Here is a 22,718-nt window from a genome sequence, read left to right as displayed (position 1 = left end):
ACGAGCGAGCCCCACGAGCGAGCCCCACGAGCGAGCCCCACGAGCGAGCCCCACGAGCGAGCCCCACGAGCGAGCCCCACGAGCGAGCCCCACGAGCGAGCCCCACGAGCGAGCCCCACGAGCGAGCCCCACGAGCGAGCGGCCCGTGCCGGGCCGTCGCTCGCCCCGTCCTCACCCGAAGTTCGGTGGGCCCTCCAGGTCCTCCAGTTCGACGCCCGGTGCGGCCAAGACCACGTCGCCTGCGAGGTGGACCACTCCACGCGTCCCCGTCGCCAGGTCGGCGACCTCGTAGCGGGCGACCGGGAGGGGACCCGTGGGAGTCGGGTGTTCCTCGATGCCGGTCAACGCCCAGGCCTGGTCGCACGGGTGCGCTGCCAACGACGGCTCGGTCAGGTCGACCAGGCGCACCCGGACCGAGTCCCCCACCGTCAGCCCGAGCAGGCGCGCCGTCGCCACCAGGAAAGCCGGCGACCGACCGGTGAACGCGACCGCGCGCGCCTCGGCTTCCGCAGGTACCGGTGCGGCGGCGGCCTGAGCCGGATCCGCCGGGACGCGGATCCACGCCACCCCCGCCGCACCCTCGACGACCGTCGCGCCGCCGCGCACCCGCCACCCGCCCGCGGACACATCGAGCCGCAGCGGGCGGCCCCGGGCGTCGAGGGTCAGGTCGATGCCCCCGCGTCCGTCCTCGCCACTGGCCGTGTAGCGCCACCCCGCGGGACCCGGCGCACACCGGAACCGCTCGCCGCCGAGCGGAGCCCCGTCATGCGGGTCGTGGAACGAATATCGGCCGGTCGGCATGCGGTCGACTTTAGGCGGTCGGGATCAGAGCACGTTGGTCGCGTGGCAAGGCGGCACGAGCGCAGGGAAGACCGCCGCGACGGCACGGCGGCGAAAGGTCGGCGGCAGAAGGCCCACACTGCTTCGTCCCACCACGCACGCGCATCGACCGTGTCGACCACCAACGCATGCACGGCCACAGCTTGCCTGTGACCCAGGCCGCCGTCGCCCCACACCCGTCAACGGCCGCACCCCCCACGACCGCAGACCACGCCCGCGACACTCCCCCACGCCCCGCTGCCAACCGCCCGCGTCCCAGCCCCGAGCGGGCGGTCGTACTGGCCGCCCGGAGCGAACCGCTCGCAGCTCGCGCCGACGCGGCCGGGGGCGCGGCCGCGCGGCCGGTTCGACGACGACCGCCCGCGCGCCCGGCCGTCCACAACCCTCGCGCCCCGCCGCCCTCAGCTCACCCGCACACCCCCGCCATCGCCGTCTTGTCCGCCGGGGTCACCGGCAGGTCGTACTTCAGCGACACCTGCGCGTACCGGATCACGTACGCGCAGCGGATGTTCGGGTTCGGGGGCAGCCATGCCGCGGGCATCGAGTCGCCCTTGCCGCCGTTGGTGGGGCCGTCGACGGCCAGCAAGTTGAGCGGGTCGTTGGCGAGTTGCATGCGCTTGGCGGCCGGCCACTTGTCGGCGCCCATCTGCCAGCTCGCGCTCAGCGGGACGATGTGGTCGATCTGGACCGTGCTCGCCTTGCTCTTCGTGAACGCTATGTCCTTGCCGGTGTACGGGTCCGGCAGCGTCATCGTCGACACCACGCACGATGCCTTGTCCTTGTACTGGATGTTCGCGCCGTCCCGTTTGAGGATGTCGTCGCGGGTGTCGCACTTGTTGCCGCTCAGCGGTACGCCGCTCGCCTTGTCGGACCACGCCGTCCCGTACTGGTCCCGGCTGTAGCCGGTCTTGGGGCCGTTCGGTGCGGTGCGGAGTTTGTCTATGAGGGCCCGGCCGGCCGCCTTGTCCGCGGCGCTGGTGACCGGGGCGAGGCCGCGGCCGGTGCCGTCGGCGTTGGCCAGGGGTGCGGTGGCCGGGCCCCCGGGTGCGGCGGGGGCCGCGCCCTGCGGGGCGACCGTGTCGTCGGACTTGTTGCAGCCGGCAAGGGCGAGTGCGGCCATGGCGATTCCGGCCGCCATGAGGCGTGTCTTGCGCATGTCCCCGAGTTCCTTCGATGGAGTTGTGGCCGCCCGCACCGCGGGTCTCGCTGCGGTGCGGGCGCTGATGTGTTGGGCTCAGCGTGGGCACTGCGTCGGCATGTGCGAAAGCCCCCGTCGGGAGGATGAGTTCCCGGCGGGGGCTTTCGGCACGACGTGGGTCACCCCTCGGGCGGGTCGCCGGACGGCTGGGCGGGCCGCGTCGGGGAGGCCGCGGGGGTGGGAGAGGAAGGCGTCTTGCCCGGCGCCGCGGGCGGCTTGCCCGGCGGCCGCGGCGACGAGGGCGCCGACGAGGAGGACGAAGGCGTGGGTCCCGCCGCAGGGTCGCACCCCGGCGGCACGATTCCCGAGTCCGCCGTCAGCGGTACGAGTTGGAGGCACTCCGCGAGGGCCGCCCACGCGTCCAGCCGGTTGCGCATCGTGTCGCCTTCCCGGGTCGCTCGCGTGGTCCCGGATCCGGCGGGGGCGAATCCGGCCGCGGAGCGGGCGGGTTCGGGGACGGCCCGGGCAGCTCAGACTCTAGCCCGGAAAGCGGCTTTCCTCCGGAAATGCCGCGGGTGGGCGTGTCCCGTGGCGGGGACGCGCCCACCCGCGGCGTGCGACCGCCCCGGCCGGGGCGAACCGGTCGGGGCGGTCGGGGGTTTCGCGGCGGTGTCAGCCGGGCTCAGTAGCGGTAGTGCTCCGGCTTGTACGGGCCCTCGACCGGCACGCCGATGTAGGCGGCCTGCGACTCGGAGAGCGTCGTCAGCTTCACGCCGAGCGCGTCCAAGTGGAGGCGCGCGACCTTCTCGTCGAGGTGCTTCGGCAGCGTGTACACGCCGATCGGGTATTCCTCGGTCTTCGTGAACAGCTCGATCTGCGCGATCGTCTGGTTCGCGAAGCTGTTCGACATCACGAAGCTCGGGTGGCCGGTCGCGTTGCCCAAGTTGAGCAGGCGGCCCTCGGACAGCACGATCAGCGTCTTGCCGTCCGGGTACGTCCAGGTGTGGACCTGCGGCTTGACCTCGTCCTTGACGATGCCGGGGGTCTTCGCGAGGCCGGCCATGTCGATCTCGTTGTCGAAGTGGCCGATGTTGCCGACGATCGCCTGGTGCTTCATCTTCGCCATGTGCGACGCGAGGATGATGTCCTTGTTGCCGGTCGTCGTCACGAAGATGTCGGCGACCTCCACGACGTCGTCGAGCGTGGCGACCTGGTAGCCATCCATCGCCGCCTGGAGCGCGCAGATCGGGTCGATCTCGGTGACGATGACGCGCGCGCCCTGGCCGCGGAGCGACTCGGCGCAGCCCTTGCCGACGTCGCCGTAGCCGCACACGACGGCGACCTTGCCGCCGATGAGCACGTCGGTGGCGCGGTTGATGCCGTCGATGAGCGAGTGGCGGCAGCCGTACTTGTTGTCGAACTTCGACTTGGTGACCGAGTCGTTGACGTTGATCGCCGGGAACAGCAGCGAACCGGCCTGGAACATCTCGTACAGGCGGTGCACGCCGGTGGTGGTCTCCTCGGTGACGCCCTTGATGTGCGGGGCCATCGCGGTCCACTTGCCGGGGTTCTCGGCGAGGTTGCGGCGCAGCACGCCGAGGATGACCGCGTATTCCTCGGAATCGTCCGCGGCGGTCGCCGGGACGGCGCCGGCCTTCTCGAACTCGACGCCCTTGTGCACGAGGAGGGTGGCGTCGCCGCCGTCGTCGAGGATCATGTTCGGGCCGTCGTGGCCCGGCCAGTTCAGCGCCTGCTCGGTGCACCACCAGTACTCGTCGAGCGTCTCGCCCTTCCAGGCGAACACCGGGACGCCCTGCGGGTCGTCGACGGTGCCGTTCGGGCCGACGGCGATCGCGGCGGCGGCGTGGTCCTGGGTGGAGAAGATGTTGCAGGAGACCCAGCGGACCTCGGCGCCGAGCGCGACGAGGGTCTCGATGAGGACGGCGGTCTGCACGGTCATGTGCAGCGAGCCCATGACGCGGGCGCCGGCCAGCGGCTGCGCGGCGGCGAACTCCTTGCGGATGGCCATCAGGCCGGGCATCTCGTGCTCGGCGAGCTGGATTTCCTTGCGGCCGAACGGCGCCAGCGACAGGTCGGCGACCTTGAAGTCGGTGAAGGTCATGAAGGCAGTCCTCTGCTTTCGTGCGGTGGATGAGGTGGAGACCGTGGTCGCGCCGTGCGCGGGCATGCGCGGGTACGCACACCTGGCGGCGCGATCCAGTCGGTGGCCTTCTATGCCCTCAAAACCGGCGCGGTTCTGACTGCCGTCCGCAGCGACTGCATTCGCCTTGCTCGGATCGACGTTAGCACTTGCGGGTGCTTCGCCCCGGCGGCGGCGCCGGACACGGCCGGGCCGGGCGGCCGGTCAGGCGGTGGCGGCCGGGGCGCGGTAGATGTCCGGTTCCAGGTAGATGACGCGGGCGATCGGGACGGCGGCGCGGACGCGTGCTTCGGCGTTGTCGATGGCGTCGGCGATCTCGGCGGCGGTGTCCGAGCGGTTGACGGCGATCTTCGCGGCGACCAGCAGCTCTTCGGGGCCGAGGTGCAGGGTGCGCATGTGGATGATGCTCTCGACCTCGTCGCCGTCGACCATCGCGGCCTCGATGGCGCGGATGGTGTCGAGGTCGGCGGCCTCGCCGAGGAGCAGGCTGCGGGTCTCCAGCGCGAGGACGATCGCGATCACGACGAGGAGGATGCCGATGCACAGGGTGCCGATGCCGTCGAAGACCGGCTCGTCGGTGGCGACGGTCAGGCCGACGCCGAGCAGCGCCAGGACGAGGCCGATCAGGGCGCCGAAGTCTTCGAGGAGCACGATCGGCAGTTCGGGCGACTTGGCGCGGCGCACGAACTGCGCCCAGCTGAGGTTGCCGCGCAGCTGGTTGGACTCGGCGATCGCGGTCCGGAAGGAGAAGCCTTCGAGGACGATCGCGAACAGGAGGACGCCCACCGCCCAGTACCAGCTCTCCAGCTCGTGCGGGTGGGCGATCTTCTCGTAGCCCTCGTAGATCGCGAACATGCCGCCGACGGAGAACAGCACGATCGAGACGAGGAAGCCGTAGATGTAGCGCTCGCGGCCGTACCCGAACGGGTGCTCGGGCGTCGCCGCCCGCTTGGCGCGCTTGCCGCCGACGAGCAGCAGCACCTGGTTGCCGGAGTCGGCGAGCGAATGGACGCCTTCGGCCAGCATCGACGACGAGCGCGTGATGGCGAAGGCGACGAACTTCGCCACCGCGATCCCGAGGTTCGCGGCCAGTGCCGCGACGACCGCCTTGGTCCCTCCACCCGCACTCATCCGACTACCGCCCCGTCCCCTCGGGGACCCGTCGACCGGGTCCGTTGGCCAAGCTGCGGCGGTCATTCTGTCATCGGGGAGTAAAAACGTGGCGGAGGACGGCCGGATTGGCCCTTGGTCAGCCGGCGGTGCCCGGGACCGTCGCGCGGAACAGCGCGCCCTCGCCGGTGACCGCGATCGGCGGATCGCCCGCCGGAACGTACACCGACTCGCCGCGCGCCAGCCGGAGTTCCGGCCCGCCCTCGGGAGCGAGCACGGCGGCGCCCGCGGTACACAGGAGGATCTGCGGCGCGGCGGAGTGCAGCGCGCGGGACGGGCCCGCCGCGTCCAGCACGAACCGCGAGAGGCGGAAGTCCGGCACCGGCGTCGGGTACACCTGCTCGCCGTCCACGCCCTCGACCGGCTTGAGCACGTCGACCGGCCCGGCGCGGAACTCGAGCACACGCAGCAGTTCGGCAATGTCGATGTGCTTGTCGGTGAGCCCGCACCGCAGCACGTTGTCCGAGTTGGCGAGGATCTCGACGAAGACGCCGCGCAGATACGAGTGCGGCAGCCCGGCGGCGAAGTACACCGCCTCCCCGTCGGCCAGCCGCACGTGGTTCAGCAGCAGCGCCGCGACCACGCCCGGGTCGGCCGGGTGCCGGTGCGCCAGGTCGGCGACCGCCGCGCACGCGGCGGCGAACGGCGACGGCGTGTCCGCGACCCGCAGGCAGGCCGCCTTCACCTCCCCCACGACCACCGCGCGCCGGTCGTCCGGCAGCGTCAGCGCGTGGGTCATCGCGAACCGCAGGCCCTCGGCCTCCGGCGAACCGCGCAGCGCGTCGATGCACGGCTGCAGCTCGGGCACCGCGAGCTGGTCGAGCAGCTTCACCGTCCCCGGCACCTCGCGGAAACCGCACAGCGCTTCCAAGTCACCGAGCGCGCAGGCGAGTTCCGGCTTGTGGCTGGCATCGCCGTAGTTGCGGTACGGCGCATCCAGCGGCACCCGGCGCGCTTCCTCGTCGGCGAACCCCGCCGCGGCCTGCGCCGGGTTGGGGTGCACCTGGAGCGACAGCGGCTGTTCCGCGGCGAGCACCTTGAGCAGGAACGGCAGCCGTGCGCCGAAGCGTTCGGCGACCGCCGCACCGAGTTCGGCCTCCGGCGCGGCGGCGATCACGTCCGCGAGCGAACGCGGCCCGGCGCCGCGGTCGATGTGCGACGGGTCGCCCGGGTGGGCGCCCATCCACAGCTCGGCCTGCGGCTCGCCCGTGGGAGCGACGCCGAGTATCTCGGGGATGGCCGTGGTCGAGCCCCACGTGGAGACGCGGACCGGATTGGCCAGGCGGTCCATGGCTATCTGATCCCGTCCCCCGGTCCGGCAGGCCCGGCGAAGCTCCCGGACGCCCCCGTCTCGTGCCCGGTGGTCAGTCCGAGGTAGACCGCGGCGAAGTCGCCGAGCGCCACCAGGTCGCCGAGCCGGGCCAGCGGGTCGCGGCCCTCCGCGGTGATCTCGTTGTACGGCAGCCCCAGGTCGACGGCCACGCGCCGCACCGCGTCCGCGCGGCGCAGCGCCTGATCGGCGCCGTCGTCGACGAGCAGGACCGGGCGCAGCCGCAGCGGCTCGGGTTCCTCGACCCGGTCGCGGAAGAAGTCGTCGGTGTCCGCGACGGCGCGGCCGAGCGAACCGTCGAAGAGGTTCCCGGCCGCGGCGGCCGCCTCCGGCAGCGTGCCGGACAGCGCGGGCAGGCCGGCGACGGACGCGAGCACGTCCGCGAACCGGGCCGCCGCCACGCCGCCGACCGGGCCGGTGCCCCACACCACGGGGACGGTGCCCGCGAGGTCGAGGGTGAGCGCCTTCGCCGGGTTCTCGTACGTGCCGGCGGCCGGGCGGCAGCGCAGCCCGACGGCGTCGAGGCGGTCGGCGAGCGCGTCGAACGCCTCGCCCGGCGCGTACGGCGACGCCCCTATCGCGTACGCGATCGACAGGAGCCCGGTGAGCAGCGGCCAGAACGTGTCGCGCGGCGCGAGCTTCTCGGGGCCGCCCGCGGCCCGGGCGAGCGCGTGCACGCGCAGGCCGCGGGACTGCTCGGCGGCGCCGTCGACGGGCGATCCGGCCGGGGCCACCGCGGCGACCGCGCAGCCGCGCCGGTACGCCTGTTCGGCGAGCGCGAGGAGTTCGGGTTCGTCGCCGCGCGGACCGGCGAGGACCAGCAGGTCGAGCGGGCCCGCCCAGCCGGGCAGCACGCCGCCGCGGACCTCGACGACCGGGACGGCCGCGGAGGCGCCGCCGATCGCGGTCACGGCCGCGCCGGCCGGGCCGCACGCGGCCGGCACGGCGACGGCGAGCACGCGCGGGCGGTCGACGCCGGACCGGATACCGGACTCGGCGGCCGCGAGCGCGGCGCGGCGCACCTGCGCGCCGGCGCCGGCCAGCGCGAGGAGCGCCTGGCCGGTGTCCGCGCGGCCGAGCCCGTCCGGGTCGTCGAGCAGCGCCTCGTCGACGGGGATCATGCCGGGCCGGAACCGTGCGCGGCGGTGCCCGGGCGGCGGGCCTCGTCGGGGAGCAGGACCGGGATGTCGTCGCGCACCGGGTAGGCCAGGCCGCACGTGTCCGACGTGCAGACCAGCTCGTCGGCGGACTCGTCGGCGCGCAGCGGTGCGTGGCACACCGGGCACGCGAAGATCGCCAGGAGCGAGGGTTCGAGCTTCAAGGCTTCTCCCACGGGGACGGTGCAGGTGCTGTGCATGGGCGTACGGTCAACGTCACACCCTACTGACTGGTTCCGCCGCGCAACACGCGGCAGGCCGGGCCCGGGCGCCGAGGGCGCCGGGCCCGGCCGCGGGTCTCAGCCGCGGACCAGGGCGAGGACGGCGTCGCGCAGCGCCTCCATGGTCGGGGTGTCCTTGGCCTCGACGTTGAGGCGCAGCAGCGGCTCGGTGTTGGACGGGCGGAGGTTGAACCACCAGTCGTCGCCGCCGATGGTCATGCCGTCCATGTCGTCGACGACGATGCCGGGCTTGCCCGCGTAGGCCGCGCGGACCTTCTCGGTGGCGGCGTGCTGGTCGGCGACCTCGCTGTTGATCTCGCCGGAGGCGACGTAGCGGTTGTACGACGACACGAGGTCGGACAGCGGGCCGTCCTGGCCGCCGAGCGCGGCGAGGACGTGCATCGCGGCGAGCATGCCGGTGTCGGCGCGCCAGAAGTCGCGGAAGTAGTAGTGCGCGGAGTGCTCGCCGCCGAAGACCGCGTCGGTCTCGGCCATCTCCTGCTTGATGAAGGAGTGGCCGACGCGCGTGCACACCGGGCTGCCGCCGTGCTCGCGGACGATCTCCGGGACCGCCGACGAGGTGATCAGGTTGTGGATGACCGTCGCGCCGGGGTGCTTCTCGAGTTCGCGGACGGCGACCAGCGCGGTGATCGCGGACGGCGACACCGGGTCGCCGTTCTCGTCGACGACGAAGCAGCGGTCGGCGTCGCCGTCGAAGGCGAGGCCGAGGTCGGCGCCGGTCTCGCGGACCTTGGCCTGGAGGTCGACGAGGTTCTTCGGGTCGAGCGGGTTCGCCTCGTGGTTGGGGAACGTGCCGTCGAGTTCGAAGTACATGGGGACGACGTCGAGCGGCAGGCCCGCGAGGACCGCGGGGACGGTGTGGCCGCCCATGCCGTTGCCCGCGTCGACGACGACCTTGAGCGGGCGGATGCCGGTGAGGTCGACGAGGGAGCGCAGGTATTCGGCGTAGCCGGCGAGGACGTCGCGCTCGCCGATCGTGCCGGGCTTGCCGTCGTACGACGGGACGCCGTCCTCGGCGAGCTTGCGGATCTCCGCGAGGCCGGTGTCGGCGCCGATCGGGGACGCCCCGGCGCGGCACATCTTGATGCCGTTGTACTGCGCGGGGTTGTGGCTCGCGGTGAACATCGCGCCGGGCAGGTCGAGGCTGCCGCTCGCGTAGTACAACTCGTCGGTGGAGGCCAGGCCGATCTCGACGACGTCGGCGCCCTGGCTCGCGGCGCCTTCGCCGAAGGCCCGGGACAGCGCCGGCGAGCTGGGGCGCATGTCGTGGCCGACGACGACCGTGGCCGCTTCGGTGACCTTCGCGAACGCGGCGCCGAGGGCGTATGCGGTGCTTTCGTCCCACTGGTCGGGGACGACGCCTCGGACGTCGTAGGCCTTCACGATCTGGGAAAGGTCGCGCACCGGGGCTCCGCTCGTGGTCAGCGGGGCGGCACTGCCGGCCCCGCGTCGGCTCTGCTTCGGTCGGCCCGTGGGCCGGTAAAACACTAGCGAAGCGGACGCCGCAAGCGAATCGGCCGGTCGGGCAGTCCGTCAGGAGTCCGGCGAGCGCAGCACGCGCAGGTGGCCGCGCCGGCCGCTGCTCTCCGGGTGCGCGGACCGCTCGGGCTGGTCGGGCGCCTGCGGCGGCACGGGCGGGCGCGCGGCTTCGCGGACCGCGTTGGCGAGCGCTTCGAGGTCGTCGCTGCTGGGCTTCCCGGCGGCCGGGTCCGGGGCGAGGCGCACGACCTCCCAGCCGCGCGGCGCGGTGAGGCGTTCGGAGTGCTCGGCGCACAGGTCGTAGCAGTGCGGTTCGGCATAAGTCGCGAGAGGACCGAGGACCGCCGTGGAGTCCGCATAGACGTACGTCAGCGTCGCGACCGCAGGGCGGCCGCATGCAGTCCGCGAACAGCGACGTACAGGGCTCACGGGCATGGACGGTACCGCACCGCGGCGGCCCACGGGTCACATACGCCCCACGTCAGGCCCACGTGTCGCCTCCGCCAGCCTCTATGCTCGATTGCGTGCACAGTAATCCTGGCAACTCCGGCACTCCAGGCCAGGACCCCGGGTCCGGTCCGCACCCCGACCGGCCGCCGCGGCGCCGCCGGCGGGACCGCCACGGCCGGGGCATGCGCGGGCCGCTCGCGCCGCGCCCGGTGCCGATCGCACTGACCCGCGCGGAGAAGTTCGACGACCTGGCGTCCGACTCCGTCGAACGGCTCACCAAGCGGTGGCCGGAGCTGGAGCGGGTGCGGTTCGCCGTGCTGGACGTGCCCGAGGCGGAGACCGAGCTGCTGGCCGACGAGCCGGTGGCGCTGGGGCGCATGGTGCCGGCGACCTCCACCGAGACCGCGATGATCATCCTGTACCGGCGGCCGCTGGAACTGCGCGCGGAAAGCCGCACCGAGCTGGAGATGCTCGTCCACGACATCCTCGTCGAGCAGGTCGCGGACCTGCTGGGGCTGGACCCGGAGACCGTCGACCCGGACGAGTGACGGCCGGGCCGCGAACGGGCGACGGCGGACAGACGAACCGCGCCGGCCCCGTGCGGGACCGGCGCGGCACGATGACGGTTCGAGCGGGGCCTACTTGGCCGGCGCGGTCGGCGTGGCCGTGGTGGCCGGCGTGCTGTTCGGTTCCCGCACCATGATGGTCAGGTCGCCGCGCACCGTCGGCAGGTCGACCGTCTCGCGGGCGGGGCTGCTCCCCTGGATCGTGAACATCGGGATTTTGTCGGCCTGTTCGTTGATCATGCGGGCCGCGTGCACCGGGCCCGAGCCGGGCTGCGGCTCGATGCTCAGCGCGAACTGCCCGGCACCGGCCGGGACCGGCGCCGGAACCGCGACGGTGGTGCCCGCCGGGACGTCCACGTCAGCGGTCGCCGGGTCGCCGCCCGCGGCGGCGGTGAGGCGGACCTTCGCGGCCCCCTGAGGAGCCGTCAGGAACACCGTGTCGGTGAACGCGCCGCCCGCGCGGTTGTCGGCCACCACGCCGCGGCCGCCGAGGGACGGCGTCCCGGCGAGGAACGCCGCGTCGGTGTTGTCGCCGCTCCCGCGCACCACGCGGACGCCGACCAGCACGTCCGCCCGGGCCGCGGTCAGCTTGAGCGCGCCCGCCTCGCCCTGGGTGATCGGACCCAGGTCCAGCTCCTTGACCTCGCCGCGCTTGACCGTCACCGACTCGAAGCCGGCCGGCTTGAACGTGCTGGCCTTGCCGATGATTTCGACACCTACCTCGGTGTCGGTGTCGCTGGCGCCGAACACGGTGAGCTTCACGCTCGACGCGTCCGCGGGCAGGCCCGGCACGACGAACGAGCGCCCAGGCTGCCCCGCCTGCGGAAGCCAGTCGCTGCCCGTGGCACCCTGCGTGTCGCGGACGGCGGCGGCGATGCGGCCGGTGCGGGCGACGACGTGCACCGTGGCGACCGGCAGACCGGCCTTGAGGGTGTCCAGCCGGATGTTCTGCGCCTCGCCGGGCGCGAACGTCATGCTGCGGACGCCGTCGATCTGGATGGCGCCGTCCGGGCCGTACAGTTCGACGTCGACCTGCGCGCCGACGTTGGTGCTGTTGGCCAGGTACAGGTACGACTCGCGGTTGGGCGCCGTCGACGTCCCCACGAACCACTCGTCGGTGCCCGGCGTTTCGCACACTGCGCCGGACAGGCCGCGGCCCGTCCCGGTGGCGAGCCGGGTCGTGGACTGGGCCGCGAAGCCCGCAGCGAACGAGCCGGACGCCGTCCACCCCAGCGGCGGGTTCTCCGCGGTGTCCACGGGCAGCGAGACCGGACGGCCGACGGCGTCGGCCTTGCCGCGCACCTTGGTGCGGTCGGCGAGTTCGGTCAGCGTCGCCTCGCCCGCCCCGGCACCCGCGGACGCGGACGCCGGGGTGTAGGCGGTGTAGACGGTGGACGCGCCCGGGTTGGCGCGGACCTGCGGGCACACCGCGTCGGTCCGCTGGATGGGCACCTGCCGGGGCTTGGCCTCGGTGGCGTGGCCCGCGGACGGCTTGGTCATCGTCGCGAACCCGACGACGAGGGCCAGCACGGCGACCACGACGACCAGGGACAGGGTGGTGCGCTTCACCGGCGGCCTCCGGGTCGGTGCGGCTGCGGGGTGCCGGGGCGGCGCGCGGGCACGCGCCGGACGCGGGCCGTCATCGGCCGCTCCCCGGGTGCGGGGGCTGCTGCGGGGGCGGCGGCCACGGCGTGTCGGCCCCCGTCTGCTGCTGAGGCTCCTGCGGGGGCTGCTGCGGCCAGACGGGGGCGCCGGTCTGCGGGTCGTACGCCGCGTATTCGCCGGAGCTGTAGCCGCCTTGCTGCGGGTAGGCGGTCGGGTCGTACGTGTTCGGGTCGTAGCCGCCGCCCGGGTAGGCGTTCTGCTCGTAGCCCGCGCCGTCGTAGCCGCCGGACTGGCCGTAGCCGTCCGGAACGGGGGCGTAAGGCGCCGAACCGTAGTCGCCGTAGCCGGCGTCCTGGCCGGGCTGCTCCGGGTAGCCGGAGTCGCCCGGCATCGGCGTTTCGCGCGGCTGGAAACCGCGCGCGTACTGGCCGAGGTCCCAGTCGTCGTCCTGGTCGTCCGCGGTTCCGGTGCCGCCCTGCTGGGCCGGCACGAACAGCGATCCGGTGGTCTCCGCGGGAGACTCCGGCGGCACTCCGCCGGGCTCCGGGGCGGGCACGCCGGCGGCTTCGGCGGCCGCTTCCGCTGCGGCGGCTTCGCGCCGGGCGCGGCGTCCGCCGCCCGGCAGGCTCGCGGACACCGCGGACTCGGCCGCGCCCGCACCGACCGCGGCGGGGCTGTCGGGCATGTCGTCGTCGTTGCCGCGGCGCCGCGCGGGCAGCGCGAGGACCACGACGACGAGCAGCAGCAGGCCTTCGGCGGCGAGCCACATGCCGCGGCCGCCGCTTTCGTGGGTGAGGGACAGGCGGCCGCCGCCGGCGGGGAGCGTGAACTGCTGCCCCCAGTCGCCGGCGTCGCCCTTGTGGACGGTCAGCGGCTTGCCGTCGAGGGTCGCTTTCCAGCCGGAGTCGGCGCGTTCGGCGAGCCGCAGGACGCGGCCGTCGGGGCCCGGGTCGATGCGGGTGGACACGCCGTCGTCGGTCGACGAGAGCGGGAAGCTCGCGCCGTCCGGGTTCTCGATCACGGCACGGGCGTTGGTGCCTTCGACCCGCCAGAGCGGGGTGCCGTGTTCCGAGGACTTGCGGACCAGGCCGGGGGTGCCGTCGAGCCGGGCGACCAGCGCCGGGTCGGCGGGCGCCTGGACGAGCACGTAGCGGACCGCGAAGTCGGACAGGCCGGCCGTGTCGGCGCTGCCGGTGCCGGACAGGAACGCGGCGACGTAGTCGTCGAAGACCTTGGCCTTCTTCGCTTCCGGCGCCACGTCCGGGTCGCCGAGGTACACGCCGCTGCCCCGGACCAGCACCGAACGGACGGCGCCGCCCGGGTCGGTGCGCAGCACGAGGGTGCGGGCGCGGTCGGCGGTGGAGTTGTCGGAGGCGACGAACGCCGGGACGTAGGGGCCGTCCTTGCGGGACACCGGACCGTCGGCGCCCTGCCACATCCACCAGCCGGCCGCGGCGACCGGGGTGAGTGCGGCGACCACGGCGACCACGACGGCGGCGGGTTGGCGCCAGCCGAAGCTGCTGGCGGCGACCCGGGCGCGGGCGTCTTCGGCGCCGACCGCGGCGGCGGCGAGGTAGCCGAGCCCGACCACGACGGTGGCGAGGCCCGGCCAAGCGGCGACCGCGTGCCCGTCGGCGGGGGCGGTCACCTCCATGCGGCTGATCGCGACCGCGCCGATCAGGCCGACCGCGGCGGCGGCCCAGCCTGCCAGGACCGCGGTGCGGCGGGAGTCGCGCAGCAGTGCGGCGAGCGCGGCGAGCAGGATGCCCGCGCCGAGCACCGCCGGAAGCGTGCCGGGGCCGCCGGGGTCGAGGAACAGGAGGCCGACCGGGCTGGTGCCGCGTTCGGCGAGGCCGTCCGGGGTGAGGCCGGGTTCGAGGAAGAGCCGGTCGCCGCCGAACATCACGGGCGTCCACGGCATGAGGAGCAGCAGCGGGACGACGACCACGACGGCGAGGCGCAGCACGAGGCCGGCGCCGAGGCGTCCGGCGACGACCGCGGCGGGCAGCGCGGCGACGGCGAGCACCACGACGAACACCCACGAAAGCGGGACGAACGCGGTGGCCGCGGCGACGGCGAGGGCGGTGGCCCACGCGGCGCGCCACGTGCCGGGCTGGCCGCCGAGGCCGGCGGTGACCGCGAGACCGCGGGCGACGATCGGGGCGAGGACGAGGACAACCGCGGTGCCGAGGCGTCCGGCGGCGATCGCGCCGGTGGCGACGGGCATGAGCGCGTACGCCGCGGCGGCCCAGGCGCGGACCGGCTTGTTCGGGACGAGCTTGCGGCCGCTCAGGTAGGCGCTGATGCCGGCGAGCGGGACGCTGCCGATGAGCAGCACGCTCACCGCGGCGGACGCGCTGCCGAACAGCAGCGTGCCCAGGCCCGCGACGAGGGCGAGGTAAGGGGGTGCGGCGTCGTTGCCGCCGAGGCCGACGCCGTGCCAGGACTCGGTGAAGCGGTGCCACAGGTCGGCGGCGGAGTCGGGGGCGGGCAGCAGCGCGCCGCCGACGAGGTCGCCGCCGCTCAGCACGTCGCGGGCGGCGAGGAGGGTGACGAGTACCAGCCCGGCGGCCAGCGCGATGCCCGGGCGCTGCACGACGGCGCGCAGCCGGGCGAAGTTCTCGACCTGGAGGTCGTCGGCGTCCTCGGACGTGGGTCCGCTTTCCAGCACGCTCTGCCGGGCGCGGGCGCCTTCGGGTTCGACGCGGCGGCTGATGTTGCCGAACAGCGTGTCGACGGCGTGCCGGATGCCCGCGCCGCGGGGCGGGAAGAGGTCGCGGAATTCGGCGTCGGCGGCGACACGTGTGCGGGAACGCTTGTGGCGTCCGGCGATGATCGCGTCGGGCCGCAGCAAGACCTTGTAGACGCCCAGGAATTCGTCGAGCGCCATGCGGGGCAGCTTGCCGACGAGGTAGCCGAGGGCGCGGAGGAAGGTGCCGAAGAAGAGGCGCAGCCAGACGAGCGGCAGGGTTTTGCCGGTGGCGTTGGCGAGGAGGGTGTAGACGGCGCCCGCGCGGTCGACCCGGTGCGGGTGGTTGGGGGCGCAGTCGATGGGGCGGCGTTCGCGGGTGGCCGCCTCGGCGTGCAGCACGACGGCTTCGGGGACGACGACGACGCGGTGGCCGGCGGCGTTGGCGCGCCAGCCGAAGTCGGTGTCGTCGCGGCCGAAGGCGAGGCGCTTGTCGAAACCGCCGAGTTGCTCCCATACGTCGCGGCGGACCAGCATGCCGGCGCTGCCGACGGAGAGCACGCCGCGTACGGCGTCGTGCTGGCCTTGGTCTTGTTCGCGGCGTTCGAGTCCGGTCCAGCGGCGGCCGCTGCGCGCGATCGTGGTGCCGACTTCGAGGAGTTGGCGGCGGTCGTACCAGCTGCGGATCTTGGGGCCGAGGACGCCGGCGGACGGGAGTTCGTCGGCGGCGCGCAGCAGGAGGTGCAGCGCGTCCGGCGCGGGTTCGCTGTCGTCGTGCAGCAGCCAGAGCCATTCGACGAGTTCGCCGGAGCGGGGACTGAGGTAGTCGTCGCCGCCGAACGCGTCGGGGCCGTACGGGTCGGCGCCGGGCGCGTACCCGTCGATGCTGTACGGCAGGGACGCTTCGTCGGCGACCGGGACGGTGCGGACGGCTTCGGCGATCGCGGCCCCGAAGGAGGTGCGGCGGCCGGCGCTCATCACCGAGGCCGGCCCGAGGGCGTCCTCGAGCAGCCGCGGGGTGGCGTCGGTGCTTCCGGTGTCCACCGCGACGACGCGCTGAACCGGGCGTTCCTGGCCGAGGATTCCGGTCAGGGTGCCGGGGAGCCAGCGCGCCCCGTCGTGGGCGACGAGGATCGCGGTGACGACATGTCTCGGATATGCCGGCGCGTGGGTATAGGCCGACTGTTGCGTGAAAAGTGGCATCAGGGCTAAGGACCCCGGGAGGCTCGGGAGCGACGGCGGTGATCATCCAGCACCCGGCTGGACGGGCCCACACTACGCGACGACGGGAGCCACTCCCGGTCGGTCTCCGATGCCGGCCCGGTACGGCAGGTGTTCCGGGCTGGTCGGGCACGACGCCCTGAGCACGGACCGCGCGGGGGGTGTGCCGGGGATTCGGCGGCCTTGCGGCGGCGGAATCAGCGGCGGTCCGCGGTCCGGCGGCGGGTCAGACCGCGCGCTTCTTCAACCGGCGTCGTTCGCGTTCGGAGAGTCCGCCCCAGATGCCGAAACGCTCGTCGTTGGCGAGGGCGTATTCAAGGCATTCGTCGCGAACCTCGCAGGAGAAGCAGACCTTCTTGGCCTCGCGGGTCGAACCGCCCTTTTCCGGAAAGAAGGACTCGGGGTCGGTCTGGGCGCACAGGGCCCGTTCCTGCCAGGTGAGTTCCTCCTCCGCCAGCCCCTCCACGCCCTCCATGACGCCTTCATCGACCAGGAGCTGCAACAGCTCGCCCATCGCGTGCCTCCTCGACCCTTTTTACGTCCCCGTTATTAAGCCGTTACCGGCGACGGTCCCAGCCTGTGTGAAATTACAAGCGCGTCATTACTGTCCCGTCAAGCCAGGCTCTGCTATTGGGGCCCGGATTCACCCCCCGGGACCACACCGACCCCACGGGTTGGACGTATTGCATCAAACTCGGACATATCTATCAACCCCGAGTTTCCGCCCCACGTCCGAGGACTGTGCCGGCGCCCTCCGGAGGGACCTTCGGGCCAACCGGACGATGCCGACTCGTAATGGACCTACGCGCCGCGCGCCCACCAGGGTTCCCCGCTTCCGCGGAAAATCTCACCGGAATGACCGACGTCACAGCCGTTTTCGGAAGACGCCGAGTTCCGCGAGCATCTGCGGAGTTGCTTGGGGATCCGCGGACTTGCCTGGGGTTGCGCGGAGTTCCCCGGAGTTTCGGTGCGCGTACGGCAGTTCGACCCGCTTGCCACCGGTCGTTTTCCGGACAACCGGTTGCCGCTTCCGGCGGCCGTGGCAGGCGCCGGTATGCGCGGCATGTCAGGAATCAGTCCCCCATGCCCCTCTATTTCAACCCTGTCTTCAATCCTGTGGGGCGGAATCTCACCCGAATCGGGGACTCGGGGCGTAGGACACCCCCGTACGGGCCATCCCGAGTTGACAGCGGCACCCCGAAGCGGGTGTCCTTTTCGGCATGTCCGCACACCGCATGCCGCTCCGGAGTCGCCCCGCCGACGTCCGCGGGACCGCCGCTGCGCTGTGTTGCCGGTCCTGTATGTCTCCCTGCTGTACGAGCTGAGGGCGCGGCTTCTTCCGTCCGCCCTCGCCGCGCAGGCGGTGACCGGGACCGGGTGTTCCACCGGCCCATCCTTCCGGTTCTCCCCCGCGGTGATCGCCTCCGGTCTCCGGCGCCATCCGTGCCGGCCGCGGCCGTCCCGCAGGTTCCCGGCCGTACCGCGCGTCCCTCGCCGCAGCTTCCCGCGGACCGCTGTCCGGTCCGCCGCTCCCGTCCGCTGTTCCGTGCGGCCTCCGCCGCACCCCCGCTCCCGAGGACTTCCCGCGCATGTCGAGTGACATCACGGTCGCCGGCGACCCGCTCGCCGCCCCTGCCACCCTGGCCCTGCCCACCGCACCGCCCGTCCGCACCGGCGTCGGCCGCCTCGCCGGCCTCGCCGCCCGGTACGCCGCCGAGGTCGCCGCGGCACCGCACACCGTCGGCTTCGACCCGGTCTCCCGCTGGTACCGCCTGCTGCACTCCGCCGACGACCACGAGGTGTGGCTGCTCAGCTGGCTGCCCGGCCAGGGCACCGGCGCCCACGACCACGGCGGGTCCGCGGGCGTGTTCGCCGTCGTCTCCGGCGAACTCCACGAGCAGGCCGGGTCCGGCGAACGCGTCCTGCGGCCGGGCGTCACACGCGTCTCCGGACCGGGCGCGGTGCACGCGATCACCAATATGGGGACCGAACCCGCGGTGAGCGTGCACGTGTACGCGCCGCGCCTGACCGCGATGACGCCGCACGACGGGGTCCGCACCGCCGCCGAAGCGGTGCCGGTGGCGGGCTGACCGCCGCGCCGCGCCCCGGGCCTGCGAGACTGTCGCCATGCGCATCGTGGTACTGGCCGGCGGGATCGGCGGAGCTCGGTTCCTGCGTGGCCTCAAGGCAGCGGAACCCCAGGCGGACATCACCGTCGTCGGCAACACCGGCGACGACATCCACCTGTTCGGGCTCAAGGTGTGCCCCGACCTGGACACTGTGATGTACACCCTCGGCGAGGGCATCAACGAGGAACAGGGCTGGGGCCGCCGCGACGAGACGTGGAGCATCCGCGCGGAAATGGCCGAGTACGGCGTCGAGCCGACCTGGTTCGGCCTCGGCGACCGCGACTATGCGACGCACATCGTGCGGACCCAGATGATGAGCGCCGGCTACCCGCTCAGCGCGGTGACCGAGGCACTGTGCGCGCGGTGGCAGCCGGGCGTGCGGCTCATCCCGATGTCCGACGACCGGGTCGAGACGCACGTCGTCGTCGACACCGCGGAACTGGGCGAGGACGCCGAGCACCCGGGCGTGCGCCGCGCGATCCACTTCCAGGAGTACTGGGTCAAGCACCGTGCTTCGGTGACCGCGCACGCGATCGTGCCGGTGGGCATCGAAGAGGCCAAGCCGGCGCCGGGCGTGCTCGCGGCGATCGCGGAAGCCGACGTCATCCTGTTCCCGCCGTCGAACCCGGTGGTGAGCATCGGGACCATTCTGGGCGTGCCGGGGATCCGGGACGCGCTGGTCGAGGCGTCCGCGCCGGTCGTCGGGCTGTCCCCGATCGTCGGCGGCGCGCCGGTGCGCGGCATGGCGGACAAGGTGTTGGAAGCGGTCGGCGTCGAGACGTCCGCGGTCGCGGTCGCCAAGCACTACGGGCCGGGCCTGCTGGACGGCTGGCTCGTGGACGCCACCGACGCGGACGCGGTCGCGCCCGTCGAGGAGGCCGGGATCCGCTGCCGCGCGATCCCGCTGATGATGACCGACGTCGAGGCGACCGCCGCGATGGCGCGCGCCGCGCTCGACATGGCCGCCGAGGTGCGGGCCGCCGGGGAGGCCGGCGCGTGACGCCGCCGCCGGGCTACCAGGTCCTCGGGCTGCCGGGCATTCCGGAGGTCCGGGAAGGCGACGACCTCGCCGCGCTGATCGCCGACGCCGCGGCCGCGGGGCCGGGGCTGCGCGACGGCGACATCCTGGTCGTCACGTCCAAGATCGTGAGCAAGGCGGAAGGCCGGCTGCTGCGCGGGGTCGACCGCGACAAGGTCATCGACTCCGAGGCCGTCCGGGTGGTCGCCCGCCGCGGCAGCACCCGGATCGTGGAGACCCGGCACGGGTTCGTCATGGCGGCGGCGGGCGTGGACGCGTCCAATACCGAGCCGGGCACGCTGCTGCTCCTGCCCGAGGACTCCGACGTGTCGGCGCGGGCGCTGCGGGCGGGGCTGCGGTCCCGGGCCGGAGTGCGGATCGGCGTGGTCGTCAGCGACACCTTCGGCCGGCCGTGGCGGACCGGGCTGACCGACGTCGCAATCGGCGTCGCCGGCCTCGACGCGCTCGACGACCACCGCGGCCGCAGCGACACGCACGGCAACGAACTCGCCGTCACCGTCACCGCGATCGTCGACGAACTCGCGTCCGCGGCCGAGCTGGTCAAGGGCAAGGCGGGTGCGGTCCCGGTCGCGGTGGTGCGCGGCCTTGAGCACTTGGTGACGGACGAGGACGGCGCCGGGATCCGCGCGATGGTGCGCAGTTCCGCGGACGACATGTTCCGCCTCGGCACCGACGACGCGCTTCGCGAGGGCGCCCGCCGCGCGGTCGAAGCCCGGCGCACCATCCGGGCGTTCACCGCCGAGCCGGTCGATCCGGCGGCGGTGCGGCGCGCGGTGGCCGCGGCGGTCACCGCACCGGCGCCGCACCACACCGTGCCGTGGCGCTTCGTCCTCCTCGAATCCCCGTCGTCACGCGCCGAGTTGCTCGACGCGATGCGGGACGAGTGGATCGCCGACCTGCGTGCCGACGGCTTGGCCGAGGACGCGATCGAACGCCGGGTGTCCCGCGGCGACTTGCTGCGCAAGGCGCCGTACATCGCGGTGCCGTGCCTGGTCGCCGACGGTGCGCACGCCTACCCGGATGCCGAACGCTCCGCCGCCGAGCGGGAGATGTTCGTCGTCTCCGCGGGCGCCGCGGTGCAGAACCTGCTGATCGCGCTGACCGCCGAGGACTTGGGCTCGGCGTGGATCTCCTCGACGATGTTCTGCCGCGACACCGTCCGCACCGCCCTCGGACTCCCCGACACGTGGGACCCGATGGGCGCCGTCGCCATCGGCCACCCGGCCGAACCGCCGCGCGAGCGGCCGGAGCGGACAGCGGACGACGTGATCGTGGTGCGCTGACGCCCCTTCGGGCCCGGGCCTGCTTCGGGCCCGGTCCGAGTCAGATCCGGCTGTAGTCCCGCGGGGCGAACCGCGGGGCTCGCCGGGGCGTGCGCGGGCCGGTCATGCGGAGCAGCAGGGCCGCGCGGTGGCGGTGGCCCCGGTAGGGCTCCAGGAGGTCGAGCATGCGCGCGTCGTCGCCCGGGGTGCCGGTGAGGGCGTAGCAGACCTGCTTGGCCAGGTGGAGGTCGCCGACGGAGAGCGCGTCGGGGTCGCCGTGCGAGCGCTGCATGGTTTCCGCGGTGGTCCAGACGCCGATGCCCGGGACGCACTTGAGCAGCCGGGACGCCTCGGCGTTGGCGAGGGGTGCGGTGCGTTCCAGGGCCGGGGCCACGCGCAGGGCTTCCATGATGGTGCGGGACCGCTTGTGGTCGACGCCCGCGCGGTGCCAGTCCCAGGTGGGGATGCGCGACCAGGTGGCCGCGTCGGGGATGACGCGGAGGCCGTCGGGTGCCGGGCCGGGCGCGGGTTCGCCGTACCACAGGACGAGCAGGCGGAAGGCCTTGCGCGCCTCGATCGTGGTGACCTTCTGCTCCAGGATCGACGGGATCAGCGCGGCGAGGACGAGTCCGGTGCGGGGCATCCGCAGGCCGCGGCGGGAGCGGAACGCGTCGTGGATCTGCGGGTGGTGGTGCGACGGGAACGCCGCCGGGTCGTCGTCGGCGCCCAGCAGGGCGGGCAGCCGGTCGAGCTGCCACGCGGCGCCCGGGCCCCACGCCTCCCCGGTGACCTCGCCCGTGTCGCGGCGCGCGGTGATGCGCAGCGAGCAGGGGCCGTCGGGGGTGCGGGCGCTGCGCCACACGGCGCCGTCGGCCGCGACGCGGTACGTCGGGTCGCTGTGGCCGCGCTGCAACTGCCCCAGGGTGAGCCGCAGGTCCAGCTCGTAGGCGGGGCGGAAGGTGCGGGTGAGCGCCGCGGCGTGCGTCGTCGCCATACCCGTCCTCTTCCCTTTTTGGTCCCGCTCGCGGCGGCCCGTCCGCGCGCGAGCCCGCGCCACCGTAACATCGGGCTCCCCCTACATCTGGTGCAAGGCCCGTCACGCTGCGCACAATCGGCTTATGCGGGTCATGGTGTTCGGCACGTACGACACGACCGTGCACCCCCGGGTCGGGATCCTCTCCGAGGGCCTGCAACGCCAGGGGGTCGACGTCGTCGTCTGCAATGCGCCGTTGCGGCCTACGGACGCGCCCAGCCGGGACCGCAGACCTCGAGGGCGGCCCGCGCACGCCGCGAGACTCGCCGAACTCGCCGTGCGGGCACGCCGTTTGCCGAAACCCGATGTCATCCTGTGCGGGTACCAAGGCCGCGTCGACATTCAGGCCGCCCGGCGGCTGTTCCCGCGCACGCCTTTGGTGCTCGACCACTTGGAGAGCGTGGACGACGTCGCCGACCGGGTCGGGCAGGCACCGCGCGCCGCGCTGCGCTGGGCGATGCGGGTCGAGCGCGCCGCGCTGCGGGCCGCCGACCTGGTGCTCGTGGGCACCGAAGAGCACCGGCGGGTGCTTCCGCCGGACCGGCGGGAGCGGACGATCGTGGTGCCGATCGGCGCGGCGCCGCAGTGGTTCGACGCGGGGCGGCACGTGGGTGCCGGGCCGGCGGCGCCGGCCGCGGGGGCGCCGGACGCGCCGCTGCGGGTCGTCGCGTTCGGCCTGTTCTCCCCTGTGCAGGGCGCGCCGGTGATCGGCGGTGCGCTCCGCCAGCTCGACGGTTATCCGATCGCGGTCACGATGGTCGGCCGCGGTCTCCAGCTCCAGCGCACCCGCGACCTGGTGGGGCAGGATCCGCGGGTGCGCTGGCAGGCCGACGTGCCCGCCGCCGATCTTCCGCGGCTGGTCGCCGGGCACGACGTGTGCCTGGGGGTGTTCGGCACCGGGGCGAAGGCGCTGCGGGTGGTGCCGAACAAGGTGTTCCAGGGCGCGGCGGCGGGATGTGCGGTCGTCACGTCGGACACCGCGCCCCAGCACCGGCTGCTGGGCGGCGCGGCGCGGCTCGTTCCGGCGGGGAACCCGGATGCGCTCGCCGACACGTTGCGTCGGCTCACCGCGCACCCGGCCGAGGTCGGGCGGCTGCGCGCCGCGGCGGCGGACTTGGCGCGCGAGCGGTTCACCGCGCAGGCGGTGGTGGAGCCGCTGGTGGAGCGGTTGGAGCGGATGGTGGGGAAGAGCGTGGGCGGCTGACGG

Annotated in this window: 18 protein-coding genes; 5 read left to right on the top strand and 13 right to left on the bottom strand. The window is 73.8% G+C overall.

What is annotated here, in order from left to right:
• Positions 1–171: 171 nt before the first annotated feature.
• From ABEA93_RS15150 to ABEA93_RS15110, 9 genes are all read right to left on the bottom strand, one after another.
• Positions 172–801, bottom strand: a complete 630-nt coding sequence (locus tag ABEA93_RS15150) for a hypothetical protein (protein WP_345676032.1) — start codon at positions 799–801, stop codon at positions 172–174.
• Between the two features lie 445 nt (positions 802–1,246).
• Positions 1,247–1,996 carry an HNH endonuclease family protein gene (locus ABEA93_RS15145; protein WP_345676031.1) on the bottom strand — a complete coding sequence of 250 codons (750 nt, stop codon included), beginning with the start codon at positions 1,994–1,996 and terminating at the stop codon, positions 1,247–1,249.
• 664 nt (positions 1,997–2,660) lie between these two features.
• Positions 2,661–4,100 (bottom strand): adenosylhomocysteinase, encoded by a 1,440-nt coding sequence (gene ahcY, locus ABEA93_RS15140; RefSeq protein ID WP_345676030.1) that lies wholly within the window; start codon positions 4,098–4,100, stop codon positions 2,661–2,663.
• 243 nt (positions 4,101–4,343) lie between these two features.
• On the bottom strand, positions 4,344–5,270 hold the full coding sequence (locus ABEA93_RS15135) for a cation diffusion facilitator family transporter (RefSeq protein WP_345676029.1): 927 nt from the start codon (positions 5,268–5,270) through the stop codon (positions 4,344–4,346).
• A gap of 118 nt (positions 5,271–5,388) precedes the next feature.
• A complete protein-coding gene (gene manA, locus ABEA93_RS15130; protein ID WP_345676028.1) occupies positions 5,389–6,600 on the bottom strand; it encodes a mannose-6-phosphate isomerase, class I in 1,212 nt (403 codons plus the stop codon).
• 2 nt (positions 6,601–6,602) lie between these two features.
• Complete coding sequence (locus ABEA93_RS15125; protein ID WP_345676027.1) at positions 6,603–7,760, bottom strand: SIS domain-containing protein; 1,158 nt, start codon at positions 7,758–7,760, stop codon at positions 6,603–6,605.
• A complete protein-coding gene (locus tag ABEA93_RS15120) occupies positions 7,757–7,960 on the bottom strand; it encodes a Trm112 family protein (RefSeq protein WP_345676049.1) in 204 nt (67 codons plus the stop codon). The genes ABEA93_RS15125 and ABEA93_RS15120 overlap by 4 nt, the downstream gene beginning before the upstream one ends.
• 135 nt (positions 7,961–8,095) lie before the next feature.
• Positions 8,096–9,442: a phosphomannomutase/phosphoglucomutase gene (locus ABEA93_RS15115; RefSeq protein WP_345676026.1), complete on the bottom strand. Its 1,347-nt coding sequence runs from the start codon at positions 9,440–9,442 to the stop codon at positions 8,096–8,098.
• 129 nt (positions 9,443–9,571) lie between these two features.
• Positions 9,572–9,952, bottom strand: coding sequence for a DUF3499 domain-containing protein (locus ABEA93_RS15110; protein ID WP_345676025.1), 381 nt, complete (start codon positions 9,950–9,952; stop codon positions 9,572–9,574).
• 89 nt (positions 9,953–10,041) lie between these two features.
• Between ABEA93_RS15110 and ABEA93_RS15105 the strand changes: the two genes are divergently transcribed.
• Positions 10,042–10,515, top strand: a complete 474-nt coding sequence (locus tag ABEA93_RS15105; RefSeq protein WP_345676024.1) for a metallopeptidase family protein — start codon at positions 10,042–10,044, stop codon at positions 10,513–10,515.
• A gap of 90 nt (positions 10,516–10,605) precedes the next feature.
• Here ABEA93_RS15105 and ABEA93_RS15100 read toward each other — a convergent pair whose 3' ends face one another.
• The 3 genes from ABEA93_RS15100 to ABEA93_RS15090 all read right to left on the bottom strand — a co-directional run bounded on the left by ABEA93_RS15100 (position 10,606) and on the right by ABEA93_RS15090 (position 16,562).
• Positions 10,606–12,102, bottom strand: coding sequence for a DUF5719 family protein (locus ABEA93_RS15100; RefSeq protein WP_345676023.1), 1,497 nt, complete (start codon positions 12,100–12,102; stop codon positions 10,606–10,608).
• Positions 12,103–12,172: 70 nt separating this feature from the next.
• The gene (locus tag ABEA93_RS15095; protein WP_345676022.1) at positions 12,173–16,030 is read right to left on the bottom strand and encodes a glycosyltransferase family 2 protein; all 3,858 of its coding nucleotides are present in this window, start codon (positions 16,028–16,030) and stop codon (positions 12,173–12,175) included.
• A 244-nt stretch (positions 16,031–16,274) separates the two neighbouring features.
• Positions 16,275–16,562, bottom strand: coding sequence for a WhiB family transcriptional regulator (locus ABEA93_RS15090; RefSeq protein ID WP_345676021.1), 288 nt, complete (start codon positions 16,560–16,562; stop codon positions 16,275–16,277).
• Between the two features lie 1,075 nt (positions 16,563–17,637).
• Here ABEA93_RS15090 and ABEA93_RS15085 point away from each other — a divergent pair.
• Genes ABEA93_RS15085 through ABEA93_RS15075 form a run of 3 tightly spaced genes read left to right on the top strand, consistent with a single transcriptional unit; the run spans position 17,638 to position 20,499 of the window.
• On the top strand, positions 17,638–18,138 hold the full coding sequence (locus ABEA93_RS15085; RefSeq protein WP_345676020.1) for a cysteine dioxygenase: 501 nt from the start codon (positions 17,638–17,640) through the stop codon (positions 18,136–18,138).
• Between the two features lie 37 nt (positions 18,139–18,175).
• A complete protein-coding gene (gene cofD, locus ABEA93_RS15080) occupies positions 18,176–19,177 on the top strand; it encodes a 2-phospho-L-lactate transferase (protein WP_345676019.1) in 1,002 nt (333 codons plus the stop codon).
• The gene (locus ABEA93_RS15075; protein ID WP_345676018.1) at positions 19,174–20,499 is read left to right on the top strand and encodes a coenzyme F420-0:L-glutamate ligase; all 1,326 of its coding nucleotides are present in this window, start codon (positions 19,174–19,176) and stop codon (positions 20,497–20,499) included. Before cofD ends, ABEA93_RS15075 begins: the two co-directional genes overlap by 4 nt.
• A 40-nt stretch (positions 20,500–20,539) precedes the next feature.
• On the opposite strand, the gene ABEA93_RS15070 is transcribed toward ABEA93_RS15075, so the two are convergent.
• Complete coding sequence (locus ABEA93_RS15070) at positions 20,540–21,472, bottom strand: DNA-3-methyladenine glycosylase family protein (protein ID WP_345676017.1); 933 nt, start codon at positions 21,470–21,472, stop codon at positions 20,540–20,542.
• A gap of 124 nt (positions 21,473–21,596) precedes the next feature.
• Between ABEA93_RS15070 and ABEA93_RS15065 the strand changes: the two genes are divergently transcribed.
• On the top strand, positions 21,597–22,715 hold the full coding sequence (locus ABEA93_RS15065) for a glycosyltransferase family protein (RefSeq protein WP_345676016.1): 1,119 nt from the start codon (positions 21,597–21,599) through the stop codon (positions 22,713–22,715).
• Positions 22,716–22,718: the final 3 nt, after the last annotated feature.

The organism is Yinghuangia aomiensis (genome assembly GCF_039542225.1).
In the GTDB taxonomy this organism is placed as follows: domain Bacteria; phylum Actinomycetota; class Actinomycetes; order Streptomycetales; family Streptomycetaceae; genus Yinghuangia; species Yinghuangia aomiensis.
The sequence above is the reverse complement of the archived record's forward strand: the minus strand, read 5'-3'. Positions and strand labels throughout refer to the sequence as shown.